The organism is Curtobacterium sp. Csp2 (assembly GCF_013347165.1).
Genome location: NZ_CP054593.1, coordinates 494,388 through 507,003, shown reverse-complemented (window position 1 = coordinate 507,003; position 12,616 = coordinate 494,388). Strand labels below are relative to the sequence as shown.

Genomic DNA, 12,616 nt, shown 5'->3' with positions numbered 1-12,616 from the left:
CTGCAGCTGCCCGCCGCGGTCGTCGCCGGGGTCGTGTCGTTCCTCGTCGCCCGCAGGACCGCGATCCGCGGGCCCCTCGTCGTCGCGGCGCTCACCCCGCTGCTCGGTGCGGGGCTCCTGTTGCTCCTGCACGCCGGGTCGCCCCTCGTGCTGCTGCTCGTGGTGCCGGCGCTGTTCGGGGTGCCGCAGGCCCTGGCGTCCGTGTCGAACCAGGCGGCGCTGTACAAGGTCGTGCCGTCGGAGTACATCGGGACGGCCGCCGGGCTGTCGCGGACCAGCATCTACATCGGCGCGATCGCGGCGTCCTCGCTGATCGGCGGCGTGTTCGGGCAGGCGCCCACCACGCCGGACCTGCACGTGCTGGCGTGGGTGATGCTCGGGGTCGGCGTGCTCCTCAGCGTGCTGACGCTCGCCGACCGGGCGCTCGCCCGGGCGACCACGCGCTGACGGGGGCGGCGGGGCGGGCGGACCACGGGCCTCCCGTCAGTCGGCGGCGGCTGCCCGGCGGCCGTGATGTCCCGAACCGGCGTCCGATCCCCGCCGGAACGTGCCCGCCCCGGCCGGTAGCCTGTTCCGGTGACCGACCCGACCCCCGCGCACGAGACCCCCGCGCACCAGACCCCGACGCACTGGACCCTCACGCTCGTCTGCGACGACCGTCCCGGGATCGTGCACGCCGTGTCCGGAGCCGTCGTGGCGGCGAACGGCAACATCACCGAGTCGCAGCAGTTCTCGAGCGCCGACACGAACACGTTCTTCATGCGCCTGCAGGTCATGGCCCCCGTCGACCGGGCGGCCTTCGAGCAGGCGCTCGCCCCCGTGGTCGAACGCTACGACGCCCGCGTCCAGCTCGACGTCGTCGGCCGGCCGATGCGCACGCTCGTGCTCGTGTCGAAGGCCGGGCACTGCCTGAACGACCTGCTCTACCGGCAGCGCGGCGGGCAGCTCCCGATCGAGGTCCCGCTCGTCCTGTCGAACCACCCGGAGCTCGCCGGCCTGGCGTCGTTCTACTCCGTCCCGTTCGAGCACCGGCCCGTCACCGACGCGGCCTCGAAGCAGGCGATGGAGCAGCGCATCCTCGACGCCGTCGACGAGCACGACATCGAGCTCGTCGTCCTGGCCCGCTACATGCAGATCCTGTCGCCGGAGCTCTGCGCGGCGCTGCAGGGCCGAGCGGTCAACATCCACCACTCGTTCCTGCCCGGCTTCAAGGGCGCCAATCCCTACCGGCAGGCGCACGCCCGCGGCGTCAAGCTCATCGGTGCGACGGCCCACTTCGTGACGAGCGACCTCGACGAAGGCCCGATCATCGAGCAGAACGTGGTCCGGGTCGACCACACCAAGGACCCGTCCGAGCTCGTGTCCATCGGTCAGGACGAGGAGTCCCGCACGCTCACCCAGGCGGTGCGCTGGATCGCCGAGGACCGCGTGCTCCTCGACGGCGCCCGCACGATCATCTTCAAGTAGGACCACATGACGAACGCACCGCAGAGCCCGGTCGACTGGGGCGAGGTCCCGCCGCCCACCGAGCCGACCGCGCCCCGTCGCCCGGCCCGGCCCGTGTCCGCGTGGACCGTGCTGCGGGTGGTCGTGTGCGCGTTCGGCCTGGCGTCGCTCGCGTACTGGGGCTACCTGGCGTGGCCGTTCCCGTTCCCGGGCGTGCTGTTCATGGTCGGGGCGCCGCTGTTCGCCGCGGTCGTGTGGTTCCTGTTCCGGTCGCCGCGGTCGCCGATCGACACCGACGTGGTCGGCAAGGTGATCGTCGAGGTCGCGCTCGTCATCGCAGCCGGTGCGGCGTGGGTGTCGCTCGGGCACCCGGTGGTCGGGCTGGTCTTCATCGTGGTGGCCGCGCTGTCCGGGGTGGTCGCGTTCCGTCGGGAGACGGCGTGAGCGACGTGTCGGGCTCGGGTTCCGGGTCGGGTTCCGTCCCGGGCTCCGGCCTGGAGGCACGGCGCACCCTGGTCCGCGCCGCACACGTCGTCGACGCGGCCGGGTCCTCGGCGGACGGCTGGGTCCTGCTCGCCGGTGCCGTCATCGAGGCGGTCGGCTCCGGCACCGGGGCACCCGAGGCGACGGAGGTGCTCGACCTCGGTGACGCCGTCCTGACGCCCGGGTTCGTCGACCTCCACGGCCACGGGGGTGCCGGCGCCGCCTACGAGGACGACGCGTTCGACGCCGCGCTCGCCGTGCACCGCGCACACGGCACGACCCGCTCGGTGCTGTCCCTCGTCGCGAACCCGCTGCCCGCGCTCGTGGCGTCCCTCGAGCGCATCCGCGCCGTCGCCGCGACCGACCCGCTCGTCCTCGGGGCGCACCTCGAGGGACCGTTCCTGTCGCCGCACAACAAGGGCGCGCACAACGAGTCGTTCCTGGTCGACCCCACGCCCGACGTCGTCGACGCCCTGCTCGACGCCGGCGCCGGGGTCCTCCGTCAGGTCACGATCGCGCCGGAGCTGCCGGGGGCGATCGACGCCGTCCGTCGGTTCGTCGACGCCGGGGTGGTCGTCGCCGTCGGGCACACCGTCTGCTCGTACGACCAGGCCCGTGCCGCGTTCGACGCCGGCGCCACGCTGCTCACCCACGCGTGCAACGCCATGCCGGGGCTGCACCACCGGGCACCGGGCCCGATCGCCGCGGCGCTCGAGGACGACCGGGTGACGCTCGAGCTCATCCTCGACGGCGTGCACGTGCACCCCGCCGTCGCCAAGGTCCTGCTCCGCGGGGCACCCGGACGGGTCGCGCTCATCACCGACGCCATGGCCGCGGCCGGGTCGCCGGACGGCTCGTACGCGCTCGGGTCACTCGCCGTGGACGTGGAGGACGGCGTCGCACGGGTCGCCGGCACGGACACGATCGCCGGGTCCACGCTGACCCAGGACCGGGCGCTGCGGCTCGCCGTGGCGGAAGCGGGGGCGTCGCTGCCGCAGGCCGTCGGAGCGCTCACCGCCGTCCCCGCCGCCGCGCTCGGGCTCGGCGACCGGCTGGGTCGGATCGCGCCCGGGTACGCGGCCGACCTCGTGGCGCTGTCGCCCGAGCTGCACGTACAGCGGGTGTGGGGCGCCGGGGAGCACCTGCCCTGACCACACGGCGCTGACGACACGGCGATGACGAGCGGGCGGTGCCTGTTCAGGCGGGTGCGAGGACGGACAGCAGGCGGAGCCGCTCGTGGCTCACCGTCCCCGGTTCCGCCGTGTAGACGAGCAGAACGTGGGCCTGCTCCGGGTCGAGCAGCATCTGGCACTGCAGCTCGAGCCGCCCCACGTCGGGGTGGTCGTAGCGCTTCACCGAACCCGGGACGAGCCCGACCTCCTGCTCGTCCCAGAGCACCCGGAACTCCTCCGAACGCTCGAGCAGCGCCGTGGCCAACCCGGCCGCGGTCGACCCGGGGCCCCGACGCGCAGCGATCTCGCGGAGTGACGAGACGTAGAGCCGCCCCGTGGCGTCCCGGTCCTCCACGGGGAACAGCGCCCGCGCCTCCGGGTCGGTGAACCACCGCCACCCGATCGACCGAGCGCGACCCTGCCGCTCGCGCGCGTCCCCGAACAGCGCCGCCGCCAGGGGTGTCTGCAGCAGGGTCTCGCCGAGCTCCGACACGACCTCGGCCGGGGTGTCGACGAGCCGGTCGAAGATCCGCATCATGCCCGGGCCGACGTGGTCCGTCCCGGCGCCCTGGTCCGGCGGCCGGTGCCCGGCCAGGCGGAACACGTGGTCCCGCTCGGCCCGGCTCAGGTGCAGTCCCTGCGCGATCGCGGCGACCATCTGCTCGGACGGGTGCGGCCCGGTGCCCCGCTCGAGCCGGGCGTAGTAGTCGGCCGACATGTGGCAGAGCGTCGCGACCTCCTCGCGCCGCAGGCCGTCGGTCCGACGACGCTGGCCCGGTGGCAGGCCGACGTCGGCGGGCTGCAGGGCCGCTCGGCGACGGCGGAGGAAGGCGCCCAGTCCCGGTCGATCGATCACGTGCCCATCATCGCGGGACACGGACGCCGGAGCCACGGTCCGAGAGGTCCTGGTTCGACGATCGGCGCCGCGGCACGCTGGGGACGACCCGGGACGACCGGGTGCCGACGACGAGGAGCACACCGTGCCGAGACGACCGATCGAGATCTCCCTCCCCCGCCTGGACGGGCAGACCGCCGTGGTGACCGGTGCCAGCGACGGGATCGGCCTGGGCATCGCCACCGCCCTCGCCGGAGCAGGTGCGGCGGTCGTCCTGCCGGTCCGGAACACCGCCAAGGGCGAGGCCGCGCGGGCCCAGGTGCTCCGCGAGCACCCCGGCGCGTCGGTGACCCTCGGGACGCTCGACCTGTCGTCGCTCGTCTCCGTGCGCACCTTCGCCCGCTCGATGGTGGACGCGGCGACCCCCGTCGACCTGCTCATCGGCAACGCGGGCGTGATGACCCCGCCCGAGCGGCAGACCACGCAGGACGGCTTCGAGCTGCAGTTCGGCACGAACCACCTCGGGCACGTCGCCCTGGTCGCCGGGCTCCTCCCCCTGCTGCGCGCGGCGCGCGGCCACGTCGTCTCCCAGATCAGCGCCGCGGCGCGGAGCGGCTCGGTGCACTGGGACGACCCGAACTGGGAGCGCAGCTACCACGGCATGCGGGCCTACCAGCAGTCGAAGGTCGCCTTCGGGCTCTTCGGGCTCGAACTCGCCCGACGCAGCCGTCGGCACGGCTGGGGTGTGACGAGCACCCTCGCGCACCCCGGCGTCGCGCCGACGAGCCTGCTCGCCGCCCGTCCGGAGCTCGGCCGTTCCGGGGACACCGCGTCGGTCCGGGCGATCCGGTGGCTGTCGGCGCGGGGCCTCCTGGTCGGGACCGCGCACACGGCGGGTCTGCCGGCACTGCTCGCGGCGACCGACCCGGCCGGCCGCGACGGCGCGCTCCACGGCCCGCTCGGCCCCGGGAACGTCGGCGGCGCCCCGGGCCGGCACGCGCTCTGGCGACCGCTGCGGAGCGAGGCGGACGCGGCGCGGCTGTGGGACCTGTCCGAGGAACTGACCGGCGCGACGTTCGCCTGACCGGTGCCCGCGGTGCCAGGCTGGGCACATGAGCGTCATGGTCTCGCCGTTCGATGCCCGCCGCGACCGCACGAGCGAGAAGTACACCGCGTACCCCGCCGACGTGCTGCCGATGTTCGTCGCCGAGATGGACTCGATGCCCGCCGAGCCGATCCGGGACGCCCTCGTGCGGGCCGTCACGACCGGGGACACCGGGTACGTCGGGCACACGCGGGTGCTCCCCGAGGTGTTCGCCGACTTCGCCGACCGCCGGTGGGGGTGGGAGGTCGACCCGGACCTCGTCCGCACGACGACGGACGTCTCGGTCGCGGCGGTCGAGGTGCTCCGCAGGGTCATCGCCCCCGGTGACCAGGTCGTCGTGATGCCGCCCGTCTACCCGCCGTTCTGGGACTACGTGCGCGAGGCCGGCGGCACCGTCACCGAGGTGCCGCTGCTCCCGCCGACCGGCGACCCGGACCCGTACGACACGACGGCCGGCTGGCGGATGGACCTGGACGGCATCGCCGCGGCGCTCGCGGCCGGCGCCCGGACGGTCCTGCTGTGCAACCCGCACAACCCCCTCGGCCTCGTGTACCCCCGGGAGTCGCTCGTCGCGCTGGCCCGGCTCGCGGCGGAGTGGGACGCCGTGGTGGTGTCCGACGAGATCCACGCGCCGCTCACCCACGCCGACGCGGTGTTCACGCCCTTCCTGACCTGCGGGCCCGAGGCGGTCGAGCACGGGGTCGCCCTGACGAGCGCGAGCAAGGCCTGGAACCTCGCCGGGACGAAGTGCGCGCTCATGGTCGGCGCATCGGACCGTGCCCGCGGGTGGTTCGACGGCCTGCCGGTCGAGGTCGTCGAGCGGACGGGCATCCTCGGCTACACCGCGAGCGTGGCGGCGTTCCGCGACGGTGAACCCTGGCTGGCGTCGCTGCTGGCCGAGCTCGCCGCGAACCGACGGGTCCTGGCCGAGGAGCTCGGGACGGCGCTGCCCGGAGCCGGGTACCGGCAGCCGCAGGCGTCCTACCTGGCGTGGCTCGACCTGCGGGCGCTGCCGTGGGGCGACGAGCCCGCTCGGCTCCTGGTCGAGAGGGCGAAGGTGGCGCTGTCGAACGGGCGGGACTTCGGACGCCAGGGCACCGGGCACGCCCGGCTCAACTTCGGCTGCTCCGAGGAGACGCTGCGCGAGGGCCTCGCACGCCTGTCCGCCGCCCGCTGATCCCTGCTCGCCGGGCGCTCAGCCTCCGCAAGACGCAACGGAAGCGGTTCCTCGCAGCGACATACCGCTGCGAGGAACCGCCGACGTTGCGTTTTGCGGGCCCGGGCCGGGGCCGGGGCGTCACTCGAACCGCTGCCACTCCGGCTTGTGGTCGTACGTGTACCGGTAGTAGTCGGCGAGCTGCAGGCCGGCCGCCGCTTCCTCGTCGACCACCACGGTGGCGTGCTCGTGCAGCTGCAGCGCCGACCCCGGCACGAACGACGACAGCGGCCCCTCGACCGCCGCGGCGACCGCGTCCGCCTTCGCCGCCCCCTGTGCGACGAGCACGAGCTCACGTGCCTCGAGGATGGTGCCGAGCCCCTGCGTCATGCAGTGCGTGGGGACGTCGTCGAGCGAGTCGAAGAACCGGGCGTTCGCCTCGCGCGTGGACGGCGCGAGCGTCTTGATGCGGGTGCGGGACGCGAACGACGACGTCGGCTCGTTGAACCCGATGTGCCCGTTCGCACCGATGCCCAGGATCTGCACGTCGACCCCGCCGGCGGCACGGATGGCGGCGTCGTACTCCTTGGCCGCGAACGCCAGGTCGGTGGCCCGGCCGTCGGGCACGCGGACGCGCGCGGGGTCGAAGCCGAGGGGCTCGACGACGTCGCGGGCGATCACGGACGCGTACGACTCGGGGTGGTCGAGCGGGATGCCGACGTACTCGTCGAGGGCGAACCCGCGGGCCTGGGCGAACGAGACCTGCCCGGCCTGCACGCGACGGCGCAGGTCGGCGTAGATCCCCTGGGGGCTCGACCCGGTGGCGAGCCCGACGACGGCCGACGGCTTCTCGGCGACGACCGAGGCGATCTTGGCGGCGGCGACGCGACCGACCTCGGCCGGCGAGGACAGGATGATGATCTCCACGCGCCCACCCTACTGGTCATGACCAGTTCGCGACAGGGTTCGTCGGTAGCGTGGGGGCATGCCCACCCCCGAGTACGTCCTGTCCCTGCGCGAGAAGATCGGCACCGACCTGCTCTGGCTGACCGGCGTGACCGCCGTGGTCACCCGCGGCGAAGGCGCCGACCGCGAACTCCTGGTCGTCCGACGTGCCGACACCGGGGCGTACACACCGGTCACCGGGATCGTCGACCCGGGCGAGGAACCCGCGGTGGCGGCCGAGCGCGAGGTCCTCGAGGAGGCCGACGTCGTCGCGGTCGCCGAACGCCTGGCGTGGGTGCAGGTCCTGCCCGAGATGACGTACCCGAACGGGGACCGTGCGCAGTACCTCGACCTGGTCTTCACGTGCCGGTACGTGTCCGGCACGCCGGCCCCGGCCGACGGCGAGAACACCGAGGCGTTCTGGGCACCGCTCGACGCGCTGCCCGCGATGAGCGCGGACATGCGGGCGCGGGTCGCCGCGGCGCTGTCCGGCGAGCAGGCGGCGCGCTTCGAGCGCTGACGCGCACCGGACGGGAGGCACGGTGCGGGCCCGCCACGCGCCTCCCGGAGACGACGGCGCGGGTCGGGCCCCGAGGGCTACGCGATCGGGGCGGTCGCGACCGGGGCGCCAAGCAGCCGGAGCGCGACGGCCTCCCCGGCGGTGCGGCGGTCGCCGACCTCGTGCTGGACGGTCACGACGGTGTCGTCGTCGAGCCGGACCGTGGTGCGCCGGATCGACCCGAGGAAGCTCGACGCGACGACGGTGCCGGTGACCCCGTCGGACGCGAAGGCGACGTCCTCCGGCCGGACGTACGCGAGCACCGGGCCGTCCGCCGCCCCGGTGTCGAGCGCCGGCACCCGGAAGCCGTACACGAACACGTCGCCGCCGCGCAGGTCCCCGCGGAGCCGGTTCGACTGCCCGACGAAGTCCGCCGTGAACGCCGAGGTCGGGGTGCGGTAGAGCTCCTCCGGCGTCCCGACCTGCTCGACGTCCCCGGCGTGCATCACCGCGATCCGGTCGGAGACGGCGAGCGCCTCCTCCTGGTCGTGGGTGACGAACACGGTCGTGATGCCGAGGTCGCTCTGGATGCGGCGGATCTCGTCGCGCAGGGACACCCGGACCTTGGCGTCGAGGGCGGAGAGCGGCTCGTCGAGCAGCAGGACCCGGGGGCGGGTGACGAGCGCCCGGGCCAGGGCGACGCGCTGCTGCTGACCGCCGGAGAGCTGGTGCGGGTACCGGTCCGCGAACTCGCCGAGGTGCACCATGTCGAGCGCGTCGACGACCTGGGCGCGACGCTCGGCAGCGGGGACCTTCCGCATCTCGAGGCCGAACGCGACGTTCTGGCGCACGGTCATGTGCGGGAACAGCGAGTACTGCTGGAACACCATCCCGATGTCGCGCTGGTTCACCGGGGTCTGCGCGACGTCGACGCCGTCGATGCGGATCGCGCCGGCGTCGATCGCCTCGAGCCCGGCGAGGGCCCGGAGCGCCGTGGTCTTGCCGCAGCCGGACGGGCCGAGGAGCGAGACGAACTCCCCCGGCTCGATGCGGAGGGACAGCCCGGCGAGGGCGCGGTGCGTGCCGTAGTGCTTCTCGACGGCCTCGAGCTCTACGGTCGCGCCCTCGGTGACGAGGGACGACGGGGCGGCGGGCGCGGTGACGGTCATGCTGACTCCTTGGAGCGGGACCGGCGGGACGTCCCGACGCGGCCGATGAGGACGAGCAGCACGAACCCGAACAGCAGTGCGGCGAGCGAGAACACCGCGGCGACGTACGGGTCGGTCTGCTGGACGAGCACGAGCGCGGTCTGGAAGGTCGTCCGGGACAGGAACGAGGCGAGCGTGTACTCGCCGAGGACGACGGTGATCGTGAGGAAGCACGCGGCCGTGATGCCGCGGCGGAGGTTCGGCAGCAGGATCCGCCACGTCACGGTCCACCACGAGGCACCGAGTGAGCGGGCCGCCTCGGACAGGGTGGTGACGTCGACGGCGGTCAGCGCGGTCGCGACCGGGCGGAACGCGAAGGGCAGGGCCACGATCCCGATCGCGAAGGACAGCGTCCACGCGTCCGAGCCGAGGAGCTGCGCGACCACCTGGTACACGGGGATGAACCCGACGACGAGCACGACCAGGGGCACCGTGATCGGGACGAGGCAGACGAACTCGAGCACCCGCCGCAGCCGCGGGTAGCGCAGCGCCGTGACGACCTGCGCGGGCAGGAGGACGAACAGCACGATCGCCACCGTGATGACGGCGATCAGCAGGGACGCGGACAGGCCGTCGAACACCGGCTGGTAGGTGCCCGCGTTCGCCGGGTCGAGGACCGCGGCGTAGTGCGCGAGCGTCAGCGACCCGTCGGTGCCCTGCCGGAACGTGAACTGCAGGAGCGCGAGGAGCGGGACGGCGAACACGAGGCCGACCACGCCGAGCACGATCGCGGCGGCGACCCGTGACGGGGCGACGCCGAAGCGGCGGACTCGGGGCGTGCCTCCCGGCCGGCTCACCCGACCACGGGACGGACGCGTGCCGACGGCGGTCACCGCTGCCACCGCGCAGCCCGTCGCTGGAGCAGCGAGTAGGCGCCCATCACGACCGCCATCACGACCACCATGCCGAGCGCCAGCACCCCGGCGACGTTCTGCAGGCCGATGATCGTCTCGCTCGTGAGCTGCGCGCGGATCGTCAGCGGGACGATGCCGCCCTGCGAGATGAGCGCCGCGGCGGTCGCGAACGACGAGAACGCGTTCGCGAACAGGAGCAGCAGCGACCCCCAGAAGGCCGGCGCGAGCACGGGCAGGGCGATGCGACGCCAGTACGTGGCGCGGGAGGCACCCAGCGTGGCGGCGGCCTCGCCCCACTGGGTCTTGACGCCCTCGAGGGCGGGCATGAACGTGAGGACCATGAGGGGCACCTGGAAGTAGACGTACGGCAGGACGAGTCCGGGGACCGTGTACAGGAACGCGCCGTTCGCGTTGAGGTCGACGCCCGTCGCGGACACCAACCACGTGGTGACCATGCCCTGGACGCCGATCGTGGCGATGAAGGCGAACGCGAGCATCACGCCGCCGAACTGGGCGAGGACACTCGCGGCGGCGTCGATCATCGAGCGGACCAGGCCGTCCGGTCGGAGCGCGGCGAGCGCCCAGCAGACGAGGGCCCCGATCACGGCACCGAGCACCGCGGAGACGGCGGACAGGCCGAACGAGCCGCCGAAGGCACGGAGGACGGACGGGTCCGCGAACGCGGCGAGGTTCGCGAGCGTGAACGCGCCGTCGCCCGTGAAGAACCCGCTGCTGACCGCGATGACGGCCGGCACGGCGAGGAACAGCAGGACGTAGACGGCGAAGGGGGTGAGCCCGAGCCAGGCGAGGCCGGGGCCGCGGCGGGCGCGGAGGCCCGCCGCGGTCGTCGTGGTCCTGCGGGTTCCGACGTCGGCACCGGCGGCGGGGGCGGTGCTCGTGGCGGCCGGGCCCGCGGTGACGGGGGCCGTGCCCACCGTCCCCGGTCCCGGGCCGGGCGTCCCGGTGCTGCGCGCTCCCGCCGCTGGTGCCGTGGTCACGGGACTAGGACCCCATCGTGGCGGACCACTTGGCCGCCAGGACCTTCGCGGCCTCGGTGACCTGCGCGTCCGTCAGCTCGACGTAGTCCTTCGGCATGCCGCCGGCCTGCTCGAGGGCGTCCTTGTCGACCTTGCCGGACTGCTCCATGGCGGCGAGGGTCGACGGGAAGGCACCGGCCTGCAGGTACAGGTTCTGTGCCTCGGGGCTGGCGATGTACTCCTGCCAGAGGCGCGCGGCCGCCGGGTGCGGGGCGTCCTTGTTGATCGCCTGCGAGTAGTACGAGCCGAGGGCCTGACCCTCGGGGACGACCGTCTTCCAGTTCTTGTTCCCCGATGCACCGGCCGCCGGGCCCCACGCGAGGTTGTTGTACGACCACTGGACGACGACCGGGGTCTCACCCGAGGCCACCGTCGCCTGCGAGGGCAGCACGTTCTGGAAGTTGCCGGCCTGCTTGAGCTTGCCGAAGAACTCGACGCCCTTGGTGATGTCGTCCGCGGAGCCGCCGTTCTCGAGCGCTGCGAGGTAGACCGCGGAGGCGGCCTGGTTCGCCTGCGTGGGGTCCCCCGCGATCGAGACCTTCCCCTTGTACTCGCTGCCGAGCAGGTCGTTCAGGTCCTTCGGCGCCTCCTTGATCTTCGAGGAGTCGTAGCCGATCGACATCAGGCCCGTGTAGTCACGGGTCCACTTGCCGTCCTTGTCCTTGAGGGTGTCGGGGATGTCCGACCAGTTCGCGACCTTGTAGTCGGTGAGCAGCCCGAGGTTCTGCTGCATCACCGCGTTGCCGAGGTCGAGCACGTCGGGGGCGGTGGACTGGCCCTTCTGCGACTTCACGGCGGCGATCTCGTCGGCGCTCGACCCGTTGGGGTTCGCCGAGTTGATCGTGATGCCGGGGTACTTCTTCTCGAAGCCGTCGATGATCTTGCCGTAGTTCGCCCAGGTCGGCGGGAGGGCGATGACGTTGAGCTTGCCCTCGGCCTTCGCGGCCTTGACGAGGGCGTCCATGCCGCCGGCGGACTGGGCGCTCGTCGCGGTCTTCCAGTCGGTGTCGCTCGACGTCGACGCGCTGCTCGTCGCCGAGCAGCCGGCGAGGGTGACGACTGCGGCGGCGGCCAGGGCGAGGCCGGCCAGGGTGCGGGTGTGCTGCACGGGGTGCGCCTTTCGGGTGCTGTGGGGTGGGGTGCTGCGGGTGCGGTTCGGGCGGGCCGGTGGGGGCGGCGCCGCGTTCTGGACGATCGTGGACGGGGCCGGTTTCCGAGCAGTGCTGCGGTGGTGAACGGTGGCGGAACAGCGGGTGCGGCTGTACGGTTTCGCTTGTTCGCTCGTTCCCTTGTTCGCTCCGGTGGCGCCCGCGCCGATGGCGCGTCCTCGGTCTGGAGGCACGGATGCAGTTCACGACGACGGTCCTGCAGGCGCGGAAGAGCGCCACCGGGTTGCCCGTCCCGCCGGAGGTCGTCGCGGCACTCGGTGCCGGGGGTCGACCGGCCGTGGTGGTCACGATCGACGGGGGCTACACCTACCGGTCGACGATCGGGGTGATGGGCGGCCAGTCGCTCGTCCCGCTGTCGGCCGAGCACCGCACCGCCGCGGGGGTCGCCGCGGGGGACACCGTCGAGGTCACGCTCGAGGTCGACACGCTCCCGCGCTCGGTCGAGGTGCCGGACGACCTGGCCTCGGCGTTCGACGACGCCGGCGTTCGTGCCGCCTTCGAGACCCTGTCGAACTCACGGCAGCGCGCGCTCGTCGACCCGGTCGTGCAGGCGAAGGCCCCCGAGACCCGCCAGCGCCGCATCGACAAGGCCGTCGAGTCCCTGCGCGGCTGAGCGGGGTCGGGTGCGTGGTCGCCGGGCTGCCGCACCGATCCGCGCGAGGTCGGCCGATCCGCGCGTAGGAGACCGAATCGCTCGTAGGGTGTCG

13 protein-coding genes and 1 pseudogene are annotated in these 12,616 nt (G+C 73.5%); 8 read left to right on the top strand and 6 right to left on the bottom strand.

The features are described from left to right. The 4 genes and pseudogenes from HUN59_RS02520 to nagA all read left to right on the top strand — a co-directional run. A pseudogene (locus HUN59_RS02520) lies at nt 1-447 on the top strand (hypothetical protein); the annotation flags it as partial. Between the two features lie 129 nt (nt 448-576). Continuing rightward, nucleotides 577-1,467 (top strand): formyltetrahydrofolate deformylase, encoded by an 891-nt coding sequence (gene purU / locus HUN59_RS02515; RefSeq protein WP_174777408.1) that lies wholly within the window; start codon nt 577-579, stop codon nt 1,465-1,467. A 6-nt stretch (nt 1,468-1,473) separates the two neighbouring features. After that, nucleotides 1,474-1,890, top strand: a complete 417-nt coding sequence (locus tag HUN59_RS02510; RefSeq protein ID WP_144803986.1) for a YrdB family protein — start codon at nt 1,474-1,476, stop codon at nt 1,888-1,890. A gap of 50 nt (nt 1,891-1,940) precedes the next feature. After that, entirely contained in the window at nt 1,941-3,080 is a 1,140-nt protein-coding gene (nagA, locus tag HUN59_RS02505) for an N-acetylglucosamine-6-phosphate deacetylase (RefSeq protein WP_174779342.1), read from the top strand. A gap of 46 nt (nt 3,081-3,126) precedes the next feature. Here the strand turns inward: nagA and HUN59_RS02500 are convergent, their stop codons facing one another. Next, nucleotides 3,127-3,957, bottom strand: coding sequence for a helix-turn-helix transcriptional regulator (locus tag HUN59_RS02500; protein WP_174777407.1), 831 nt, complete (start codon nt 3,955-3,957; stop codon nt 3,127-3,129). A gap of 124 nt (nt 3,958-4,081) precedes the next feature. Between HUN59_RS02500 and HUN59_RS02495 the strand changes: the two genes are divergently transcribed. Continuing rightward, complete coding sequence (locus tag HUN59_RS02495) at nt 4,082-5,020, top strand: SDR family oxidoreductase (protein WP_174777406.1); 939 nt, start codon at nt 4,082-4,084, stop codon at nt 5,018-5,020. A 28-nt stretch (nt 5,021-5,048) separates the two neighbouring features. Further along, nucleotides 5,049-6,218: a MalY/PatB family protein gene (locus HUN59_RS02490; protein ID WP_174777405.1), complete on the top strand. Its 1,170-nt coding sequence runs from the start codon at nt 5,049-5,051 to the stop codon at nt 6,216-6,218. A 120-nt stretch (nt 6,219-6,338) separates the two neighbouring features. Here HUN59_RS02490 and nagB read toward each other — a convergent pair whose 3' ends face one another. Beyond that, a complete protein-coding gene (nagB, locus tag HUN59_RS02485) occupies nt 6,339-7,124 on the bottom strand; it encodes a glucosamine-6-phosphate deaminase (protein ID WP_144803979.1) in 786 nt (261 codons plus the stop codon). Nucleotides 7,125-7,182: 58 nt separating this feature from the next. Between nagB and HUN59_RS02480 the strand changes: the two genes are divergently transcribed. Continuing rightward, a complete protein-coding gene (locus tag HUN59_RS02480; protein WP_114849416.1) occupies nt 7,183-7,662 on the top strand; it encodes an NUDIX hydrolase in 480 nt (159 codons plus the stop codon). 77 nt (nt 7,663-7,739) lie between these two features. On the opposite strand, the gene HUN59_RS02475 is transcribed toward HUN59_RS02480, so the two are convergent. The 4 genes from HUN59_RS02475 to HUN59_RS02460 form a co-directional block, all read right to left on the bottom strand. After that, complete coding sequence (locus HUN59_RS02475) at nt 7,740-8,810, bottom strand: ABC transporter ATP-binding protein (protein WP_174777404.1); 1,071 nt, start codon at nt 8,808-8,810, stop codon at nt 7,740-7,742. Continuing rightward, the gene (locus HUN59_RS02470) at nt 8,807-9,646 is read right to left on the bottom strand and encodes an ABC transporter permease (protein WP_254629971.1); all 840 of its coding nucleotides are present in this window, start codon (nt 9,644-9,646) and stop codon (nt 8,807-8,809) included. The genes HUN59_RS02475 and HUN59_RS02470 overlap by 4 nt, the downstream gene beginning before the upstream one ends. A gap of 32 nt (nt 9,647-9,678) precedes the next feature. After that, complete coding sequence (locus tag HUN59_RS02465) at nt 9,679-10,638, bottom strand: ABC transporter permease (RefSeq protein ID WP_174779341.1); 960 nt, start codon at nt 10,636-10,638, stop codon at nt 9,679-9,681. Nucleotides 10,639-10,705: 67 nt separating this feature from the next. Continuing rightward, entirely contained in the window at nt 10,706-11,848 is a 1,143-nt protein-coding gene (locus HUN59_RS02460) for an ABC transporter substrate-binding protein (RefSeq protein WP_174777402.1), read from the bottom strand. Nucleotides 11,849-12,084: 236 nt separating this feature from the next. Between HUN59_RS02460 and HUN59_RS02455 the strand changes: the two genes are divergently transcribed. After that, complete coding sequence (locus HUN59_RS02455) at nt 12,085-12,522, top strand: YdeI/OmpD-associated family protein (RefSeq protein WP_174777401.1); 438 nt, start codon at nt 12,085-12,087, stop codon at nt 12,520-12,522. Nucleotides 12,523-12,616 lie beyond the last annotated feature (94 nt).

What these genes read in the sequence shown, in the direction of transcription:
- HUN59_RS02510 (WP_144803986.1), top strand. Translation starts at nt 1,474, where the DNA reads ATGACGAACGCACCGCAGAGCCCGGTCGACTGGGGCGAGGTCCCGCCG.
- HUN59_RS02490 (WP_174777405.1), top strand. Translation starts at nt 5,049, where the DNA reads ATGAGCGTCATGGTCTCGCCGTTCGATGCCCGCCGCGACCGCACGAGC.
- HUN59_RS02480 (WP_114849416.1), top strand. Translation starts at nt 7,183, where the DNA reads ATGCCCACCCCCGAGTACGTCCTGTCCCTGCGCGAGAAGATCGGCACC.
- HUN59_RS02475 (WP_174777404.1), bottom strand. Translation starts at nt 8,810, where the DNA reads ATGACCGTCACCGCGCCCGCCGCCCCGTCGTCCCTCGTCACCGAGGGC.
- HUN59_RS02455 (WP_174777401.1), top strand. Translation starts at nt 12,085, where the DNA reads ATGCAGTTCACGACGACGGTCCTGCAGGCGCGGAAGAGCGCCACCGGG.